Raw genomic sequence first — 17,716 nt, forward strand, 5'->3', positions numbered from 1 at the left:
ACGACTATTTATAATCGTGCTCATTATCCTGCATCTGCGCGCGGACCGGAATAGGCACTAACGCGCAGTCGCCGGTCGCCCGGCGCGCGTCAGGACGCCGGGGCGTAGCTCGATCCCGGCGGCAGCGGCGCCTCGGGGTCCACGAAGATGTCGGGCAGCAGCGCGCTGGCCGGATCGTTGCGGTAGCGATCGAAATCGGTCACGCCCTCCTCGGCCAGCACGTCGTCGTCCAGCACGAAATTCCCGGTGTAGGCGCGCGCGGGCCGGCATAGGATGGCGTGGGCGGCGTCGGCCATGATCTGCGGGTTGCGCGACTGCCGCAGCATCGCGTCGCCGCCGAGCGCGAACTCCACCGCCGACGTGGCCACGGTCGTGCGCGGCCACAGCGCGTTGCAGGCGATGCAGGCCTCGCGCAGTTCCTCGGCCAGCCCGAACATCACCATCGACATGCCGTACTTGGACATCGTGTAGGGCAGGTGCTGCGCGAACCAGTCGGCGCGCAGGGTCAAGGGCGGCGACAGCGCGAGGATGTGGGGGTTGCTGCTCTGGCGCAGGTAGGGGATGCAGGCCCGCGAGGTCACGAAGGTGCCGCGCATGTTGATCTGCTGGATCAGGTCGAAGCGCTTGAGGTCGATGTCCTCGGACTTGGCCAGGTTGATCGCCGACGCGTTGTTGATGCAGGCGTCGATGCCGCCGAAGTGCTCGGCCGCCTGCGCCACGGCCGCCTTGACCCGCTCCTCGTCGCGCACGTCCAGCACGAGCGCCAGGGCCTTGCCCCCGGCCTGCTCGACCGCTTCGGCGGCCGTGTAGATGGTGCCCGGCAGCTTGGGGTGCGGCTCGGTGGTCTTGGCCGCGATGACCACGTTGGCGCCGTCGCGCGCGGCCCGCAGCGCGATCTCCAGGCCGATGCCCCGGCTCGCGCCGGTGATGAAGAGGGTCTTGCCCGCCAGGGAGTTCTTGATTCCGTTCATGCCACCACCTCGAAAAGTCCGGCCGCGCCCATGCCGCCGCCCACACACATCGTCACCACCACATAGCGCGCGCCGCGCCTGCGCCCCTCGATCAGCGCGTGGCCCACGAGCCGCGCGCCGCTCATCCCGTAGGGATGCCCCACGGAGATACCGCCCCCGTTGACGTTGAAGCGCTCCGGGTCGATGCCCAGCCGGTCGCGGCAGTACAGCGCCTGGCAGGCGAAGGCCTCGTTCAGCTCCCACAGGCCGATGTCGTCGACGGTGAGGCCGTGCTGGCGCAGCAGCTTGGGCACCGCCAGCACGGGCCCGATGCCCATCTCCTCCGGCGCCACGCCGGCCACCGCGATGCCCCGGTAGATGCCCAGGGGCTTCAGGCCGCGCTGCGCCGCGAGCGCATCGTCCATCAGCACGCAGGCGGCGGCGCCATCGGAGAGCTGGCTGGCATTGCCCGCCGTGACGCTGCCGCCCTCGATCACGGGCTTGAGCGCGGCCAGGCTCTCGAGCGTGGTCTCCGGGCGGTTGCCCTCGTCCTGGGCCAGGGTCACGTCGCGGTGGCTGACGGCCTGGGTCTCCTTGTCGACCACGGCCATGCGCGACGGCAGGGGCACGATCTCGGCGTCGAAGCGTCCAGCCTGCTGGGCCGCCGCCGTGCGCTGCTGCGATTGCAGCGCGTACAGGTCCTGCGCCTCGCGGCCGATCCCGTACTTCCTGGCGACGAACTCCGCCGTCTGCAGCATGGGCATGTAGGCGTGCGGCACCTTGGCCTGGACGGCGGGGTCCGCCTCCGCCGAGGCCCAGTCGAAGTAGCCCTTCTGCACCGCGGAGATGTTTTCCTGGCCGCCCGCGACCACGACCCGCATGCCGTCCACGATGATCTGCTTGGCGGCCGTCGCCACCGCCATGAGCCCGGAAGCGCACTGGCGGTCCAGGGTCTGGCCGCTCACCGCCACGCCCAGCCCGGCCGCGAGCGCGGCGTTGCGCGCCAGGTTCATGCCGGCCGTGCCGGCGCCCAGCACCGTGCCCACGACGACGTCGTCGACCTCGTCCGGGCCGGCGCCGGCGCGCGCGACGGCGTGCCCGATGGCATGGCCCAGCAGCGTGGGCGACTTGATGGCATTGAATGCCCCTTTGTAGGCGCGCCCGATGGGGGTGCGCGCGACGGAAACGATGACGGCCTGGCTCATAAGGTCCTGCGGTGGAGATGGAAAGGGAATGCGTCGCGGCTTCAGATGAACCACGCGTCGCGCATGTCGTAGGCGCAGCGGTCGGCACGCGCGAGCAACGCCCACTGGGCGTGCGTCTGCGGCAGCTCCCACTGGAAGAAGTAGCGCATGGCCTGCAGCTTGCCGCGGTAGTGGTCGGCGGCCTCCCCGCTGGCGGCCGGCAGCGCGCGCGCCGCCGCCCGCCCCTGCAGCAGCCAGATCCAGGCCAGCGTCACGCGCCCGAACGCGTCGAGGTACAGCGTGGCGTTGGCCAGGCCGAGGTCGGGCTCGCTGCGCTGCAGCGCGGCGAGCCCCGCGCTGACCTCCACCAGGCGGTCCAGCGCCGCGCACAGGGCCGCCGCCTCGTCGCCCAGGCCCGCCTCGGAGGCGCGCCCGGCGTCCTGGCGCACGGTGTCGACGAACAGGCGCAGCCCCGCGCCCTGCTCCGCCAGCACCTTGCGGCCGAGCAGATCGATGCCGTGGATGGCCTCGGTCCCCTCGTGGATCATGTTCAGGCGCTGGTCGCGGTACAGCTGCTCCAGCGGGTAGTCGCGCGTGTAGCCCGCGCCGCCGAGCACCTGAATGGCCAGGTCGTTGGCCGCCGCGCCGTAGCGCGCAGGCCAGGACTTCACGACCGGCGTGAGGACGTCGAGCAGCCGGCCGGCCGCTGCGCGCGCCGGCGGCTCCGGATGGGTGTGCTGGTCCTCGAACAGGCTGCAGGCGTACAGGCACAGGGCCAGGCTGCCCTCGGCGTAGGCCTTCTGCACCAGCAGCATCCGGCGCACGTCGGAGTGCTCGACCAGCTTGACCTGCGGCGACAGCGGATCCTTGTTCGACGGCAGGCGGCCCTGCGGCCGCTCGCGCGCGTAGGCCAGCGACTCGCTGAAGCCGCGCCAGGCGATGCTGGCGGACATGACGCCGACGCCGATGCGCGCCTCGTTCATCAGCTGGAACATGTGGGCCAGGCCCTGGTGCTCGCGGCCGACCAGCCAGCCCACCGCGCCGCCCTTCTCCCCGAAGGACAGCACGGTGGAGGTGGTGTTGCGCCAGCCCATCTTGTGCAGCAGCCCGGCCAGCGCCACGTCGTTCGGCGTGTCCGCCGCCCCGTGCTCGCCGGGCAGGATCTTGGGCACCAGGAACAGCGAGATGCCCTTGACGCCGGGCGGCGCGCCCTGGATGCGCGCGAGCACCATGTGCACGATGTTCTCGGTGAGGTCCTGCTCGCCGCCGGAGATGAACATCTTCTGGCCGAAAACGCGGTAGCTCCCATCGGCCTGGGGCACGGCGTAGGTCTTGATGTCGCCCAGGGCGGAACCCTGCGACGGCTCGGTCAATGCCATCGTGCCGGCGAAGCGGCCGTCGCCCAGCGGCGCGAGGTAGCGGGCCCGGAGCTGTGGGCTGCCGAAGGTGCGCAGCAGATTGGCCGCGCCGATCGTCAGCATCGCATAGGCCGCCGTGCCGACGTTGGCCGCGTAGAAGGCGCTCATCGCCGCGCGCAGCACGACCTCCGGCAGCTGCAGCCCGCCCTCGGCCTGCTCCCAGTGCGCACTGAGGAACCCGGCATCCGCGATGGCCTGCCACGCCGCGCGGGTCGGCGCGACGAGGCGGGCCCGGCCATTCTCGAACTGTGGCTCGTTCTCGTCGCCCTCGCGCAGATGCGGCGCCAGCAAATCCTCGGCCAGCTGGCGCGCCGTCTCCAGCGTGGCGTCGAAGACCTCGCGCGAGTGCTCGGCATAGCGCTCGCGCCGCAGCAGGCCCGCGGTGTCCAGGACTTCGTAAAGCAGGAAGGCGAGCTCGCGCTCGCTGATGGTGGCAGTGGCCATGTGGGGTTGTCTCGCTCGAAATAAACACCGAGCGCTCGCTCGGTTTTTGAGGGAGTTTACAATCATTCCCGACCGGCGGTCAATTCGGGCAACCTGCCCCGCCCCCCACCCGACCGCGTCCACGCCTTCCCGCCATGCCCCTGTCCCTCGGTCTCGAGCCCCGATTCACCTTCGCACAGTTCAAGCGGATCAACCCCATCCCGCCCGACACGCTGTGGGAGCTGGTGTACGCGCGCAACGCGCACGCCATCACGGTCAAGCGCGTGCCGGTGGCGCTGGCCAATCTGCGGGCCATCTTCGAGGCCTCCTTCCAGCTGGCCAACCAGGTGGGCTTCGGCGCGATGACGCTGCGGGACCTGTCCAAGGCCACCGGCCTGTCCATGGGCGGGCTCTACGGCTACCTGCAGAGCAAGGACGCCCTGGCCGCCATGGTCGAGGACCTGATCCGGCACATCGGCGGCGAGATCCCTCGCTGGTTCGACGAGGCGTCTCTGGCGCCGCTGGTGCGTCTGGACAGCAGCCTGCGGGCGCACGTCTTCATGTCCGAGCTGCTGCAGCCGTGGTTCTATTTCGTGTACATGGAGTCGCGCGTGCTCGAGGCTGATCAGCGCAAGGTGGCCAGGGCCGCCGAGGTGGATTTCCAGGCCGCCATGGCGCGGCAGATCCGGCAGGTGCGCGAGATGGGCGACCGGGAAGCCTTCCTGCTGGCGGCGCACCTGCAGAGCGTCATCCAGGACTGGTACGTCAAGCGCTGGAAGTACCGGGCCGAGAAGATCAGCGTGGATGAGTTCGCGAACAGCCTGAGCGCGATGGTCGCCGCGCAGCTGCGGGTCGAATAGCGTCGGCGCTCCCGCGCCGATCCCTCCTGCGCACGCGCCCAGTGGCCGGGCTGCAGGCGGCAGCGGCACCGGGCCGCCCCGCGAGCAGCCCGCTCAGAGCTTGTCCAGGCGGACCGTGCGGTCGGCGAGGACCTCCGGCGGCGGGCAGGTCCCCTGCTTGAGCCAGCGCTTGGCCACCTTGATGTCGCGCGGCACGTTCACCGACAGCACGCTGCGCAGCCTGCCCTCAGAGATCTGGAACACGGAGAACGCCCCCTCCTCGGCGGAGCCGCGCAGGGTGCCCTCGAGCTCGTTCGACGGCACGCCGAGCACCTGCAGGTTCAGGTCGTACTGATCCGACCAGAACCACGGAATCTCGTCGTACGCCACCTCGCCGCCGGCAATGGCCTTGCCCACGGCGATGGCCTGATTCTGGGCATTGGCCCACGACTCGCATCGCAGACGGCCGCCCGCCCAGGTGTTCGGCTGGTTGGCCACGTCGCCCGCGGCATAGATGTCTGGGTCGGAGGTGCGGCCGGCCTGGTCCACGACGATGCCGTCCCGGACCTCGAGCCCGCAGGCCTCGGCCAGCCCGGTGTCGAGCGCAAGCCCGATCCCGACCACCACCGCGTCGAACTCCTGCGGCCCGCCAGGCAGTTCCACGGCCAGCGCGCGCTGGCGGCCCGCTTCGATCGACGCGACCGTCGTCGCCAGCCGGACGTCGACGCCTTCCCGGCGGTGCCTGTCGAGCAGGAACGCCGAGAACCGGGGCGGCAGCGACCGCGCGCACAGGCGCGGCCCCGCCTCCAGCACCATGACCTCGACCTGTTTCTTCCTCGCCGTCGCGGCGATCTCCAGCCCGATCCACCCGCCGCCCACGATCAGCAGCCGGTTGCCCGGCACCAGCTTCCTGGCGATGGCCTGGCAATCCTCGATCGTGCGCAGCGCATGGACGCCGGGCAGGTCGGCGCCGGGACACGACAGCGCCCGAGGTCGCCCTCCGGTGGCCAGCACGAGCTTGTCGTAGCGGACCGCAGAGCCATCCGCGCAGCTGACCTGGTGGCCGGTGCGATCGATGCCGACGGCCTCGACGCCGGGCCGGAAGTCCACGCGCAGCGCGTCGCACTGCTGCGGGCCGAGCAGCACCGGCGGGTGCTCTTCCGCCCCGCTGAGCACCGCCTTCGACAAGGGGGGCCGCTCGTAGGGCGCGTGCGGCTCGCGCCCCAGGAGCGTGATGCCCCCTTCATGTCCCGCTTCGCGCAGCGACCGGGCGACCCAGGCGCCGGCCTGGCCGGCTCCAATGATGACGACATCCATGGGTGCTCCCTGCCGTCGTTCAGTGCGCGGGCCGCAGGAAGATGACTCCCTGCTCGACCTTGACCGGATGGCAGCGCAGCGGATCCGTGCACGGCGCGCCCACCGCCCGGCCGCTTCGGATGTCGAAGGTGCCCTCGTGCAGGGGGCACTCGATGAGGCAGGAATCGACCACCATGCCCAGCGAAAGGTCCGCGTCGCCGTGGGTGCAGGTGCCGTCCGTGGCGAAGATCTCGCCGCCGAGGTTGTAGAGGCACACCCGCCTGCCGTCGATCTCGACCGGGTGCGTGTCGTCTTCGTCGATGTCGGCCACGTTGCCGACCCTGATCCATTCACCGTCCATGGTGTCTCCCGGATTGTTGTCTTGCCGCACCCGCTGCCCTACGCCTGCGACGTCATCACGTCGATGTAGTGGTTCTCCATGTGATACAGCGCCTCCTCGAGCGGCGACATCGGGCCGGGCTGGAAGAACTTCGACCCCGCGGTGTTCTGCATGCCCTCCACCATCACGGCGTCCTCGGCGATGATCTGGCGCACGAAACCCACGTACTTCTCCATCTCCTCGTCATAGTTCGGGATCGAGAAGGCGCCTTCAGGGAACAGCAGATAGCAGATGACCTTGGTCTCCGTGGGAGAGATGGGCCAGATGTGCCACATGCGCACGCTGTCGGCACGCATCGACAGGTTCAGGTTCGGATAGATGCCCGCCTTGCAGGCGATCCCGCTGGGCTTGTCCTGCGCCCAGGGCAGCGTCGGGAAGACCTGCTCGCCGGACTTCGAGTGCGGCCTGGCTTCGTACTGGGTGTGCCAGCCGCCGTTCTCGACCAGGTTGAAGCGGACCTGCTCGCCCTTCACGAAGCCGCCGAAGGTCCCCTTGTGGATGACGCCGACGTGGTAGATGTCGATCAGGTTCTCGACCAGGAACTTCCAGTTGCACTTGACGTCGATCTCGACCTTCTGGGCGAGCTTGCAATGGTCGGTCTGGAACCACCACAGCGGCTGCTCGAAGGGAGCGATGTAGTCGTCGAAAGACATCGGCTCGTCGCTGAAGTTCACGAAGATCCAGCCGCGCCAGACCTTGACGTGAAGCTGGCGCAGGCTGCAGTTCTTCAGCTCGACCTCCGAGGCCTTCATGCCCGGCGCGACGACGAGCTTGCCGCTCACGTCGTAGAGCCAAGCGTGGTACGGGCAGCTGAATTCCTTGGCGTTGCCGCGGCCGACGGCGATCTCCACGCCGCGGTGCAGGCACTGGTTCATGTAGGCGACGACCTGGTCGGGCGCGGGACGGGACACCACGATCGACTCCTTCATCACCTGGAAGGTGTAGTAGTCGCCGACATCGGGAATCTCCTCGACGCGTCCCACGGAGAGCCAGTACTTCATGAAGATCTGCTCCTTCTCCATGGCGTAGATCTCGGGCGAGCTGTACACCTCGCCCGGCAGGTGCCGGGCGCTGAGCAGTTTCTTGCGGGTCTCCTTGAACTTGGGGCGCAGGTCCAGGAGTTGGTGTTCGGCTACTTGCATCGTGGTCGTCCTTTCAAAAGATTCGTTGAGTAAACGTAACGAATACTAGGCAATACATTGATCTATGTATAGATCGATGTGAGAATCGATATAAATAGCCGTAGGAACCCTATGCCAGCCAAGAACAGCTCCGAGAACGCACGCCAGCGCCGCCAGATCAATGACGTCGAATACGTCGGGAGCGCGGAAGCGATGTCGATCCTCGGCGTGCGCCGCGAGACGCTGTACACCTACGTGAGCCGCGGCCTCATCAAGACCAAGCAGCGCCCGGGCGTGAAGGCCAAGCTTTACCGCAAGGCCGACGTCGAGAAGCTCAGGAGCCGGGCCGTCGCCCGCGCGGGCGGGCCGCAGGTCTCCCAGTCGCTGCGCTACGGCGAGCCGATCGCGCAGACGTGGATCAGCGAGCTCACCGCCCAGGGCCCACGCTACCGGGGGGTGCTCGCGCGCGACCTGGTGCGTGACGGACGGTCGTTCGAGTTCGCGAGCGAGCTCATCTGGACGGGGCTGCCGCGCACCCGCGATGTCCCGTGGCCGGCCCCGCAGGACACCCGGCAGCCTGAGTCGCTGGTCCGCATGGCGCTGCAATCGGCCGAGCACGTCACGCCGCTCAAGCTCCTGGCGATGCTGACGACCTCGCTGTCCGCGTTCGAGCGGGCCGAGGACGACGTGGAGGCGGCCGGTTTCGCGGCCTGCCGCCGCCTGCTGCAGTGGCTGGCGGGCACGGCTGGCGTCTTCGGCCCCGAGCCGCGCTTCTCCCCGCCCCGCGACGGCGAGTTCGTGGCGCAGTGCGTCGCCCGCGGGCTGGGCCTGGGCGATCGGCCCGATGCCGTGCGGGCCATCGACGCCGCGCTCGTGATGTCCGCCGAACACGAGCTGTCGGCACCGACCTTCGCGGCGCGGATCTGCGCCTCGACGGGCGCGGACCTGCACGCCTGCGTCGCCACGGCGATGCTGACCCAGTCCGGGCCGATGCAGGTCGGGGGCGCCGTGGAGGTCGAGGCGCTCATCGACGCCCTGCCCTGCGGCCTGGCGCCCGAAGACGCCCTGCCGCTGGCGGCGGCCTCGGGTTTCAAGGGCAATGAGCTGCCGTGCTTCGGCCATCCCCTCTACGATGGGGAGGACCCGCGCTCGGCCGTGCTGCTCGAGCTCGTAGACGACCTCAGCGCGCACGGACCGGATCTGCCGAAGGTGCAGGCGCTGGTGACCGGCGCGCGGCAGGCGGGACAGCACCCGAACGTCTTCGCCGCCCTCGTGATCCTGTGCAAGGCGATGGGTCTGCCCAATGGCAGCGGCGCGATGCTGCATACCCTGGCGCGCACCAGCGGGTGGATCGCCCACGCGATGGAGCAGCGCCTGACGGGCGCCATGCTGCGGCCGCGCGCGAAGTACATGGGCCAGCACCTTCCGCGGTAAGGCAGCCCTCGGCCGCGGCGGGCGTGGGCGAGGAGGTTCCCTCCGGTCAGTCCCGCATCACGAGCGCTGCGGTGGCCCTGCGCACCAGAGGCAGCGCGAAGAGCAGCGTCGGGAAGGCGATGATCCATGACAGTGCCCACGCGCTGAGCCAGATGTAGAGAAAGCCGGGCGCCAGGCCGATGCTGCGCAGGGTCGACACGGCCGACACCACGAAGGTCATCAGGATCGAGAGCAGCAGCGGCATCACCAGCGTCGCGTAGGCGGCTGGCAGCTTGGCGAAGCCGAACACCGTGCGGGCCTGCGCCGCCGAAGGAGGACACTCGTTTTTCATGGGTAGGCCCGTGGTGTGTGGCCTGCACTGCCCTCGGGACTGCGGATGGCGCAGTCCGGACTGCCGTAGCGCCGGACGTTCCAGCACACGGCCATGGAACGCCCGCCCGTCATCCTGGCGTGGTTGCGGCGCAGCGGCGAAGCGCCGCATGCCGCGCGCCGGTCGCGGCTGCCGATGGCGGAGGTGTCCGCGCGGGAGGGAAGCCGCCGCGCGCTCAGGAAATGCACCGCTCCTGCTGCTTGCCGGTCCTGCGCGAAGGACTTGTCTGTACTGCGCCGCATCTGACCCTGGGCATCGGGTTGGTCCTTCGTCTGCATGGATCCTCCTTCATCGGGTTGTTTCGTTGCGCTGCCCAGCAATGGCAGCGCTATTGTTAGTTGCCAAACCAAAGTTACCCGGCGAGGGTGGAGGTGTCAACACGCAAAGCGAGCTGTCGCGGAGGCCGAAGAAAGAATACGCGGGTCCTCTGATGAAGGTCAAAGCGCGGTGCCGGAGGGACGCCTGCCCAGCGATCGCGGTTCGCGATGGGTGGGCATCCGCAATACGACGGCTCGCCGTCGAGCCAGCCTCAAGCCACGGGGAGAGCCCCGGTTCGCCGCCGGCATCGTTCGAGCGGGGTCGGCCGCATCCGGGCACTGGCTCCGCCGCACCCGAAGCCTGCCCGTCGGGCCTAGTCGAACGCGAGCTTGGCGAGCGTGCCACGCAGCCATTGGTTGGCCGGATCCTTGTGCGCCCTCCGGTGCCAGAACTGGCGCACGTCCGCCGCGGGAATGCTCAGCGGCACCGGCAGGATCTGCACGCCACGGGCGTTACGCGCCGCGTTGCGGGGCACGGTGACGACCAGGTTGGAGCGCTCGACGACATCCGCCGCGACGTGGTAGTGGGTCACGCGCAGGATGACGTCGCGCTTGGCGCGCATCTTCGAGAGCGCGCGCTCCACCAGGTCGTCCGCATTGCCCGTGGCCACGGCGACGTGCTGGGCCGTCAGGAACGCCTGCAGCGGGAAGCCGGGGCCGATGAACGGATGCCGCTTGCGCGCCAGGCAGCAGTAGGGATCGCCGAACAGGCGCTGCTGGTAGAAGCCCGACTTCAGAAAGGCGAGGTTGCCGATCGCGAGATCCGCCTCGCCGCTCTGCAGCAGTTGCTGGTACTGGTCGTTGGGCCGCCGCAGCGCCTCGATGCGCACGTGCGGCGCCTCCCGCAGCACCGCCGAGATCAGCCGCGGCAGAACGATGCCCTCCCCCGCGTCGGACAGGAGGATCTTGAACGTGCGCTCCGACGCCTTCGGCTCGAAGCCGTTCGGTCTTTCCAACGACTGCTGAAGGATCGCCAACGCCTGGCGGACCGGGCCGATGAGTTCGTCGGCCAGGGCCGTCGGCTCCATCCCGCCGGTGGTCCGCACGAACAGCGCATCGGAGCAGGCCTTGCGCAGCCGCAGCAGCGCGTTGCTCATTGCGGGCTGCGACAGGCCCGCGACGCTCGCCGCCCGCGACACATTGCGCTCGGCATAGATGGCGTCGAAGACCCGCAGCAGGTTCAGGTCGAACGTTTTGATATTCATATCCTGAATTCTATTTCTCTCCAATATCGATTAGACAATGATGAGCGTGCCGGTGATCATTTCCCCAACCAAACGAGAAAGGATGAGACCCCATGGGGACAGAGATCAAGACGCCCGTGCTGATCGTGGGCGGAGGGCCCATCGGCCTGTCGATGGCCATCGAGCTGGGATGGAGGGGGATCGAGTCGATCCTCGTGGATGAGGGCGACGGCACGATCGAGCACCCGCGCACCGGCCTGATCGCGGTGCGCACGATGGAGCTGTTCCGACGCTGGGGGCTGGCGCAGCGCGTGCGCGACTGCGGATTCCCGGACGACTACGACCTCTCGATGGTCTTCTGCACGTCGCTCAACGGGCTGCTGCTCGATCGGGAGAGCTACCCGAGCATGCGCGACGCGCCCACGCCGCCCGAGACGCCCGAGAAGAAGCAGCGCTGCCCGCAGCTGTGGCTGCAGCCCATCCTGACCGACGCCGCCCGCGCCGAACCCAGGGCCAGGCTGCTGTTCAAGCACCGCTTCGTCTCGCTTCAGCAGGACGGCGAGGGCGTCACGGCGACCGTCACCGACCTGAACACGGGCGAGCCTGTCACCATCCGCGCGGACTACCTGCTCGGCTGCGATGGCGCTACCAGCCAGGTCCGCGAGCAGGTCGGCATCAGGATGGAGGGCCGGCTGCTCAGCTACTCGGTGAACGTCCTGATCCACGCGCCGGGACTGGTGCACGAGCACAAGATGGGGCCGGCCGAGCGCTACCTCTTCGTCGGCCCGGAGGGAACGTGGGGCAATCTGACCGTCGTCGACGGGAACGAGATCTGGCGCCTGACGGTGCTCGGATCGGAAGAGAAGATGGACCTCGCGAACTTCGACCCCGCCGCCTGGGTCCGGCGCGCGCTCGGTCGCGACGACGTGGAGTTCGTGGTCGATTCGGCCATCCCCTGGCGGCGCAGCGAGATGCTCGCCGATCGCTACTTCGAGGGCCGCGTCGCGCTCGTGGGCGATTCCGCCCACACCATGTCTCCGACCGGTGGCATGGGCATGAACACCGGGGCGCAGGAGGTGCTGGACATCGGCTGGAAGCTCGAGGGCCTCCTCAACGGCTGGGGCGGCCCGGCCCTGCTGCGCAGCTACGAGACCGAGCGCCGGCCCGTCGCGCAGCGCAACATCGGCTTCTCCACGCAGAACTTCAGGGCCTGGCAGGACACGCCCAGCCCGGCGGCGGTGTGCGACCTGAGCGCCGAAGGCGAGCAGGTGCGCCGGGACCTCGGCCGGCGCCTGCGCGAGTCGACGCGCGTGGAGTGGGAGTCGCTGGGCCTGCAGATCGGCCACCGCTACGAGGGCTCGCCGATCTGCGTTTCCGACGGCACGCCCCCGACCCCGGACGAGTACTCGACGTACATCCCCACGACGCGGCCCGGCGCGCGCGCGCCCCACGTCTGGCTCAGCGACGGCCGCTCGACGCTCGACCTGTTCGGCCGCACCTTCGTGCTCCTGTGCTTCGACGGCGGCCTGCGGGGCGAGGCGGACACGCTCGCGCAGGCCTTTGCCGCCAGGGGAGTTCCGTTCCGCCTCGAATCCATCGAGCAGGCCGACGTGGCGAGAGCCTACGAACGCCCGCTGGTCCTGGTGCGTCCCGACGGGCATGTCGCATGGCGCGGCTCGCACGTGGAGCACGCCGGCCAGGTGGTCGACACGGTCCGCGGCGCCGCTTAGCCGCAAGCCCCTTCCACGAAACAAAAAGGAGACAACCCCATGAAGACTGAACTGCCCGGCCGCGCGATCAAGGCGATGGCCGCCGCCCTTCTCGGCTCGTGCATCGCACTGTGCGCACATGCCAACGGCTATCCCAGCAGGCCGGTCACGCTGGTCGTGCCCTTCACGCCCGGCGGCAGCAACGACGCCCTGGCGCGCACGGTGGGCCAGAAGCTCGGCGAGTACTGGAAGCAGCCCGTCATCGTCGACAACCGCCCGGGCGCGGGCGGCAACGTTGGCACCAAGCAGGCGGCCAAGGCGGCTCCCGACGGCCACACCCTGCTCGTCGTGGCCAACAATTTCGTCACCAACCCCTTCCTCTATCCGGACGGCCGCGCGGGCTACGATCCCGTGAAGGAATTCGTTCCCGTCACGCAGCTGGGCCGCGTGCCCTTCGTCCTGGTCGTCCACCCCGGCCTCGCCGCCAAGTCGACCCAGGAGCTGATCGCCCTGGCCAAGGCCCAGCCCGGCAAGCTGTCCTATGGGTCCGCCGGCGTCGGCACGCCGCACCACCTGACCGGAGAGCTCTTCAAGAGCCTGGCCGGCATCGACATGGTGCACGTGCCCTACCGCGGCGCGCAGCCCGTGGTCACGGACCTGATCGGCGGACAGATCCAGGTGCTCTTCGGCGTCGCGAACTCGGTGCTCCCGCACATCAAGACCGGCGCCCTGCGCCCGCTCGCGGTGGCCGGCGAGCAGCCCCTGCCCTACCTGCCAAACGTCCCGACCGTCGCCAGCGCGGGCGGCCCCTTCAAGGCCTTCCGCAGCGAGGTCTGGATCGGCCTGGTCGCGCCGGCGGGCACGCCGCCCGACGTGGTGGCCAAGATCGAGGAGGCGGCGGGCCGGGCACTGCGGGATCCGGCGGTCAAGGCGGCGCTGGAAGCCCAGGGCCTGGAGCCCGCCCCATCGACGCCGGCCGCGCTCCAGGCACTCATGCAGGAAGACATGGCGCGCTGGTCCAAGGTCATCAAGGACACCGGCGCACGCGCCGAGTGAGGCGCAGCGGCGAGGCCGGCGGCTGATCGCCGCCGCCGGCGCCGCCGCGCCGCCCTCTAACACCCGATTGCAGCTGGCTGACGGCGCGGAGCACCCGCCCGCCGGGCAGCGCATCGCCCGCAGCGTGGCCCGTCAGGCCCCATCCCATCACAACGAGGAGACAACCATGAAGCATTCCCTTTCCGCGGCGGCCGCAGGCCTGCTCGCGCTCGGGCTCGCACCCGCGCATGCGCAAGGAGGCGCGCCGGCGTCCGGCGTCACGATCTACGGCGTGGCCGACGCCGGGGTCGAATGGTCTAACAACGGCGCCGGCTCGTCCCGCCGGCTGGTGTCGGGCGGCGCGCTGGGCAGCCGGCTCGGCTTCCGCGGCGTCGAGGACCTCGGCGGCGGCCTGTCCGCGGTTTTTCGCCTGGAGCAAGGCATCAATCTGGACGATGGCACCCTGGGCCAGGGCGGCCGCGCATTCGGCCGGGAAGCCTCCGTCGGCCTGGCAAGCACCGCCTGGGGCACCGTGACGGCCGGGCGCCTGCCGACGCCCTACTACGTGGCCCAGTCCGGCGTCGACGCCTTCTCGTGGATGGGCAGCGGCGGGCATCTGGCCATCACGCGCAGCACCGACGCGACCCGCCAGCTGCTGCCCCTGGCCGTCAGCGCCCGCTTCGACAACGCGGTGGGCTACGTGACGCCCAGGCTGGGACCGCTGACGTTTCGCGCCATGGCCGCGGCCGGGGAGAATCAGCCCACCATTGGACGCGCCTACAGCGCCTCGGCGACCTACCGCAACGGTCCGGTCGACGCGGTGCTGGCCTGGGCACGACAGCAGGGCGCGGACAACGCGAACGGCCGGATCGACGCCGTCGTCGCCGGGGGCAGCTACGACTTCGGCGCCGCCAAGATCTTCGCGGGCTACACCGCGGAAAAGAACAGCTGCGGCACCTGCACCGGCGCGCTCGCCCGCGCCCAGGGCGTCACGGGCGCCGCGGCCAGCGAGTTCCGCCTGATCAACCTCGGGGCCCGCGTGCCCTTCGGTGCCTTCACCGCCATCGTGCAGGCCGTGCGGATTTCCGACCGCTCGGCCTACGCGGCGGCCACCGGCCAACGGGACGCCACATGGCTGGCCATCGGCGGCGAATACACGCTCTCCAAGCGCACGATGGCCTATGCCTCGCTGGGCGCGGTCGGCAACCAGAACGGCTCGCGCTACGCGCTGGGTTCCGGATCGGCCCAGCAGCCCGCAGGGCTCGGGGGAGCGGGCGACCACCGTTCCACCACGCTCACACTGGGCATGCGCCACGCGTTCTGAACAGACACGGCAGACGCCCAGGTCGTGCGCTCAGGCGCCTGCGTGGCGCAGGAGCGCCGCCGCATGTTGAATCAAACCAAGGACAGGCCATCGCCATGACTGAACCACAACCCGCCTACCAGACCGGCATGTGCAACGAGTTCGCCACCGAAGCCCTCCCCGGGGCGCTCCCCCATGGGCGCAACTCCCCGCAGCGCGCGCCGTACGGCCTGTACGCCGAGCAGCTCTCCGGCACGGCGTTCACCGCGCCGCGCCACGCCAACCGCCGCGCCTGGCTCTACCGCATCCGGCCTTCGACGCTGCACCATCCTTTCGCCCTCGTGGATGCGGGACGGTGGACGAGCCGGGCCGGCGACGGCCCCGTGACGCCCAACCAGCTGCGCTGGGACCCGCTTCCTATGCCCGAGCGGCCGACGGACTTCATCGAGGGCATGACGACGATGGCGTGCAACGCGTCCTGCGCGGTCCACCTCTATGCCGCCAACCGGTCGATGGAGACGCGGTTCCTGTACGACGCCGACGCGGAGCTGCTCCTCGTGCCCCAGGCTGGTCGCCTCGAGCTGGCAACGGAAATGGGCCGTCTGCAGCTCGAGCCCCAGGAGATCGCCGTGATCCCCCGGGGCGTGCGCTTCCAGGTGCGGCTGCTGGACGCCCAGGCGCGGGGCTACGTGTGCGAGAACTTCGGCGCCGCCCTCAAGCTGCCGGACCTCGGTGTCATCGGCTCCAACGGGCTGGCGAATCCCCGGGACTTCTGCACGCCGGTCGCGGCCTACGAAGACCGCGAAGGCGACTTCGAGCTGGTCGCGCGCTTCCAGGGAAACCTGTGGAGCGCGCGCATCGGCCACAGCCCGCTCGACGTGGTCGCCTGGCATGGCAACCACGCGCCCTACAAGTACGACCTGCGGCGGTTCAACACCATCGGCTCGATCAGCTACGACCATCCCGATCCGTCCATCTTCCTGGTGCTGCAGTCCGTCAGCGACACCCCGGGCGTCGACACCATCGACTTCGTGGTGTTCCCGCCGCGCATCCTCGTGGCCCAGAACACGTTCCGGCCGCCCTGGTACCACCGTAACGTCGCGAGCGAGTTCATGGGGCTGATCCACGGGGCCTACGACGCCAAGGCCGAGGGCTTCGTGCCCGGCGGCGCGTCCCTGCACAACTGCATGAGCGCGCACGGACCGGATGCCGACACCTTCGCCAAGGCCAGTGCCGCTGACACCTCCCGGCCGGACTACCTCACCGAGACGATGGCCTTCATGTTCGAGTCGTGCGACGTCTTCAGGCCGACGACGTTCGCCCTGGAGACCGCCCAGCTGCAGGAGGACTATTTCCGCTGCTGGCAGAACCTCGGGAAGCACTTCGATCCGGCGCGGCCATGACGCGGGTGAACGAAACCCACGCGCCGGACCTGCGCAGCTGGGTCGGGTCCGCGAACGAGGACACGACGGATTTCCCGATCCAGAATTTGCCCTTCGGCGTCTTCCGCCGGCGCGGCTCCTCCGGGCCGTTTGGGGGCGGCGTGGCCATCGGGGACCAGATCCTCGACCTGGCCGCCGCGGCCGCCAGCGGCGCACTCGCCGGCGATGCGCGGGATGCCGCGGTGGCCGCCTCGCGCAAGCGCCTCAACGACTTCATGGCCATGGGGCCCGCCGCGTGGTCGGCGCTGCGCCTGGCGCTCTCGCGCGCGCTGCGCACGGGAGCCACGGAGCGCGGCAGGTTGGAGGGATGCCTTCTTGCCCAGCGCTCGGCCGAATACGCCCTGCCCGCGGCCATCGGCGACTACACCGACTTCTACATCGGCATCCACCATGCCACCGCCGTCGGCCGGTTGTTCCGGCCGGACGCACCGCTGCTTCCGAACTACAAATGGGTTCCCATCGGGTACCACGGCCGCAGTTCCTCCGTGGTCGTCAGCGGCGAACCGATCTACCGCCCGCTCGGCCAGAGCAGGGCCGAGGCCGGCGACCCGGAATTCGGTCCGAGCAGGCGCCTGGACTACGAACTGGAGCTCGGTTTCCTGGTGGGCCCGGGCAACCGGCGCGGCGAGCCCATTGCCATCGGCAGCGCCGAGAGCCACCTGTTCGGGGTCGCGCTGTTCAACGATTGGTCGGCGCGCGACATCCAGCCCTGGGAGTACCAGCCGCTGGGGCCCTTCCTGTCCAAGAACTTCGGCAGCACGCTCGCCCCGTGGGTCGTGACATTTGAGGCGCTGGCGCCGTTCCGGGCCGCTTGTCCGCGTGCGCCCGGCGACCCCGAGCCATTGCCCTATCTGAATTCCGAACGGAACCGGGCCAGCGGCTCGGTCGATGTGCAGCTCGAGGTGCTGCTCCAGACCGAGGCGATGGCCCGGTCGGGCCTGCTGCCAGCGCGCCTGTCGCGCTCGAGCTTCGTGGAGGCCGCCTACTGGACCCCCGCCCAGCTCGTGGCCCACCACACGGTCGGCGGCTGCAACCTCGCGCCTGGCGACCTGCTCGGATCGGGCACGCTGTCCGGGCCACATCCAGAACAGGCCGGCTCGCTCCTCGAGCGGACTGCCGGTGGACGGCAGGCCATCGCCCTGCCCTCGGGCGAGCACAGAACCTTCCTGGAGGACGGCGACACCGTCATCCTGCGCGCCTGGTGCGAACGCAGCGGAGCGCGACGCATCGGCTTCGGCGCATGCGCCAGCACCATCCACGCGCCGAAGCGCGCACCCTAGCCTCGCCGCGC

At 69.8% G+C, this 17,716-nt stretch carries 16 protein-coding genes; 7 read left to right on the forward strand and 9 right to left on the reverse strand.

The features are described from left to right. Positions 1-89 precede the first annotated feature (89 nt). Genes AC1RDS_RS13940 through AC1RDS_RS13950 form a run of 3 tightly spaced genes read right to left on the reverse strand, consistent with a single transcriptional unit; the run spans position 90 to position 3,996 of the window. A complete protein-coding gene (locus tag AC1RDS_RS13940; protein WP_059400372.1) occupies positions 90-971 on the reverse strand; it encodes an SDR family oxidoreductase in 882 nt (293 codons plus the stop codon). Beyond that, positions 968-2,155, reverse strand: a complete 1,188-nt coding sequence (locus tag AC1RDS_RS13945) for an acetyl-CoA C-acyltransferase (RefSeq protein ID WP_059400371.1) — start codon at positions 2,153-2,155, stop codon at positions 968-970. Before AC1RDS_RS13945 ends, AC1RDS_RS13940 begins: the two co-directional genes overlap by 4 nt. A 41-nt stretch (positions 2,156-2,196) precedes the next feature. Further along, the gene (locus tag AC1RDS_RS13950) at positions 2,197-3,996 is read right to left on the reverse strand and encodes an acyl-CoA dehydrogenase (RefSeq protein ID WP_017404939.1); all 1,800 of its coding nucleotides are present in this window, start codon (positions 3,994-3,996) and stop codon (positions 2,197-2,199) included. 134 nt (positions 3,997-4,130) lie between these two features. On the opposite strand from AC1RDS_RS13950, the gene AC1RDS_RS13955 reads away from it, so the two are divergent. Beyond that, positions 4,131-4,835, forward strand: a complete 705-nt coding sequence (locus AC1RDS_RS13955) for a TetR/AcrR family transcriptional regulator (RefSeq protein WP_017404938.1) — start codon at positions 4,131-4,133, stop codon at positions 4,833-4,835. A gap of 93 nt (positions 4,836-4,928) precedes the next feature. On the opposite strand, the gene AC1RDS_RS13960 is transcribed toward AC1RDS_RS13955, so the two are convergent. Genes AC1RDS_RS13960 through AC1RDS_RS13970 form a run of 3 tightly spaced genes read right to left on the reverse strand, consistent with a single transcriptional unit; the run spans position 4,929 to position 7,652 of the window. Then, positions 4,929-6,131 (reverse strand): NAD(P)/FAD-dependent oxidoreductase, encoded by a 1,203-nt coding sequence (locus AC1RDS_RS13960; protein WP_017404937.1) that lies wholly within the window; start codon positions 6,129-6,131, stop codon positions 4,929-4,931. 19 nt (positions 6,132-6,150) lie between these two features. After that, complete coding sequence (locus AC1RDS_RS13965) at positions 6,151-6,471, reverse strand: non-heme iron oxygenase ferredoxin subunit (protein ID WP_017404936.1); 321 nt, start codon at positions 6,469-6,471, stop codon at positions 6,151-6,153. Between the two features lie 38 nt (positions 6,472-6,509). Continuing rightward, positions 6,510-7,652, reverse strand: a complete 1,143-nt coding sequence (locus tag AC1RDS_RS13970) for an aromatic ring-hydroxylating oxygenase subunit alpha (protein WP_017404935.1) — start codon at positions 7,650-7,652, stop codon at positions 6,510-6,512. Between the two features lie 111 nt (positions 7,653-7,763). On the opposite strand from AC1RDS_RS13970, the gene AC1RDS_RS13975 reads away from it, so the two are divergent. Next, positions 7,764-9,065 (forward strand): citrate/2-methylcitrate synthase, encoded by a 1,302-nt coding sequence (locus AC1RDS_RS13975; RefSeq protein WP_059400370.1) that lies wholly within the window; start codon positions 7,764-7,766, stop codon positions 9,063-9,065. Between the two features lie 46 nt (positions 9,066-9,111). On the opposite strand, the gene AC1RDS_RS13980 is transcribed toward AC1RDS_RS13975, so the two are convergent. From AC1RDS_RS13980 to AC1RDS_RS13990, 3 genes are all read right to left on the reverse strand, one after another. Beyond that, a complete protein-coding gene (locus tag AC1RDS_RS13980) occupies positions 9,112-9,396 on the reverse strand; it encodes a DUF2798 domain-containing protein (protein WP_017404933.1) in 285 nt (94 codons plus the stop codon). Continuing rightward, positions 9,393-9,713, reverse strand: a complete 321-nt coding sequence (locus AC1RDS_RS13985) for a hypothetical protein (protein ID WP_103738494.1) — start codon at positions 9,711-9,713, stop codon at positions 9,393-9,395. The genes AC1RDS_RS13980 and AC1RDS_RS13985 overlap by 4 nt, the downstream gene beginning before the upstream one ends. Before the next feature lie 353 nt (positions 9,714-10,066). Further along, positions 10,067-10,957: a LysR family transcriptional regulator gene (locus AC1RDS_RS13990; RefSeq protein ID WP_017404932.1), complete on the reverse strand. Its 891-nt coding sequence runs from the start codon at positions 10,955-10,957 to the stop codon at positions 10,067-10,069. A gap of 92 nt (positions 10,958-11,049) precedes the next feature. On the opposite strand from AC1RDS_RS13990, the gene AC1RDS_RS13995 reads away from it, so the two are divergent. The 5 genes from AC1RDS_RS13995 to fahA all read left to right on the forward strand — a co-directional run bounded on the left by AC1RDS_RS13995 (position 11,050) and on the right by fahA (position 17,705). Further along, positions 11,050-12,666, forward strand: a complete 1,617-nt coding sequence (locus AC1RDS_RS13995; RefSeq protein WP_017404931.1) for an FAD-dependent oxidoreductase — start codon at positions 11,050-11,052, stop codon at positions 12,664-12,666. A gap of 39 nt (positions 12,667-12,705) precedes the next feature. Beyond that, complete coding sequence (locus AC1RDS_RS14000) at positions 12,706-13,701, forward strand: Bug family tripartite tricarboxylate transporter substrate binding protein (protein ID WP_017404930.1); 996 nt, start codon at positions 12,706-12,708, stop codon at positions 13,699-13,701. Between the two features lie 166 nt (positions 13,702-13,867). Then, positions 13,868-15,004 carry a porin gene (locus AC1RDS_RS14005; protein WP_017404929.1) on the forward strand — a complete coding sequence of 379 codons (1,137 nt, stop codon included), beginning with the start codon at positions 13,868-13,870 and terminating at the stop codon, positions 15,002-15,004. 95 nt (positions 15,005-15,099) lie between these two features. Further along, positions 15,100-16,386 carry a homogentisate 1,2-dioxygenase gene (gene hmgA, locus AC1RDS_RS14010; RefSeq protein WP_026062256.1) on the forward strand — a complete coding sequence of 429 codons (1,287 nt, stop codon included), beginning with the start codon at positions 15,100-15,102 and terminating at the stop codon, positions 16,384-16,386. Further along, the gene (gene fahA / locus AC1RDS_RS14015; protein ID WP_017404927.1) at positions 16,383-17,705 is read left to right on the forward strand and encodes a fumarylacetoacetase; all 1,323 of its coding nucleotides are present in this window, start codon (positions 16,383-16,385) and stop codon (positions 17,703-17,705) included. The genes hmgA and fahA overlap by 4 nt, the downstream gene beginning before the upstream one ends. Positions 17,706-17,716 lie beyond the last annotated feature (11 nt).

Source organism: Acidovorax sp. GW823-FHT02H02, from assembly GCF_058797075.1.

Bases quoted from the DNA above. Each gene is read 5' to 3' on its own strand.
- AC1RDS_RS13940 (WP_059400372.1), bottom strand. From the start codon at position 971: ATGAACGGAATCAAGAACTCCCTGGCGGGCAAGACCCTCTTCATCACC.
- AC1RDS_RS13945 (WP_059400371.1), bottom strand. From the start codon at position 2,155: ATGAGCCAGGCCGTCATCGTTTCCGTCGCGCGCACCCCCATCGGGCGC.
- AC1RDS_RS13950 (WP_017404939.1), bottom strand. From the start codon at position 3,996: ATGGCCACTGCCACCATCAGCGAGCGCGAGCTCGCCTTCCTGCTTTAC.
- AC1RDS_RS13955 (WP_017404938.1), top strand. From the start codon at position 4,131: ATGCCCCTGTCCCTCGGTCTCGAGCCCCGATTCACCTTCGCACAGTTC.
- AC1RDS_RS13960 (WP_017404937.1), bottom strand. From the start codon at position 6,131: ATGGATGTCGTCATCATTGGAGCCGGCCAGGCCGGCGCCTGGGTCGCC.
- AC1RDS_RS13965 (WP_017404936.1), bottom strand. From the start codon at position 6,471: ATGGACGGTGAATGGATCAGGGTCGGCAACGTGGCCGACATCGACGAA.
- AC1RDS_RS13970 (WP_017404935.1), bottom strand. From the start codon at position 7,652: ATGCAAGTAGCCGAACACCAACTCCTGGACCTGCGCCCCAAGTTCAAG.
- AC1RDS_RS13975 (WP_059400370.1), top strand. From the start codon at position 7,764: ATGCCAGCCAAGAACAGCTCCGAGAACGCACGCCAGCGCCGCCAGATC.
- AC1RDS_RS13980 (WP_017404933.1), bottom strand. From the start codon at position 9,396: ATGAAAAACGAGTGTCCTCCTTCGGCGGCGCAGGCCCGCACGGTGTTC.
- AC1RDS_RS13985 (WP_103738494.1), bottom strand. From the start codon at position 9,713: ATGCAGACGAAGGACCAACCCGATGCCCAGGGTCAGATGCGGCGCAGT.
- AC1RDS_RS13990 (WP_017404932.1), bottom strand. From the start codon at position 10,957: ATGAATATCAAAACGTTCGACCTGAACCTGCTGCGGGTCTTCGACGCC.
- AC1RDS_RS13995 (WP_017404931.1), top strand. From the start codon at position 11,050: ATGGGGACAGAGATCAAGACGCCCGTGCTGATCGTGGGCGGAGGGCCC.
- AC1RDS_RS14000 (WP_017404930.1), top strand. From the start codon at position 12,706: ATGAAGACTGAACTGCCCGGCCGCGCGATCAAGGCGATGGCCGCCGCC.
- AC1RDS_RS14005 (WP_017404929.1), top strand. From the start codon at position 13,868: ATGAAGCATTCCCTTTCCGCGGCGGCCGCAGGCCTGCTCGCGCTCGGG.
- hmgA (WP_026062256.1), top strand. From the start codon at position 15,100: ATGACTGAACCACAACCCGCCTACCAGACCGGCATGTGCAACGAGTTC.
- fahA (WP_017404927.1), top strand. From the start codon at position 16,383: ATGACGCGGGTGAACGAAACCCACGCGCCGGACCTGCGCAGCTGGGTC.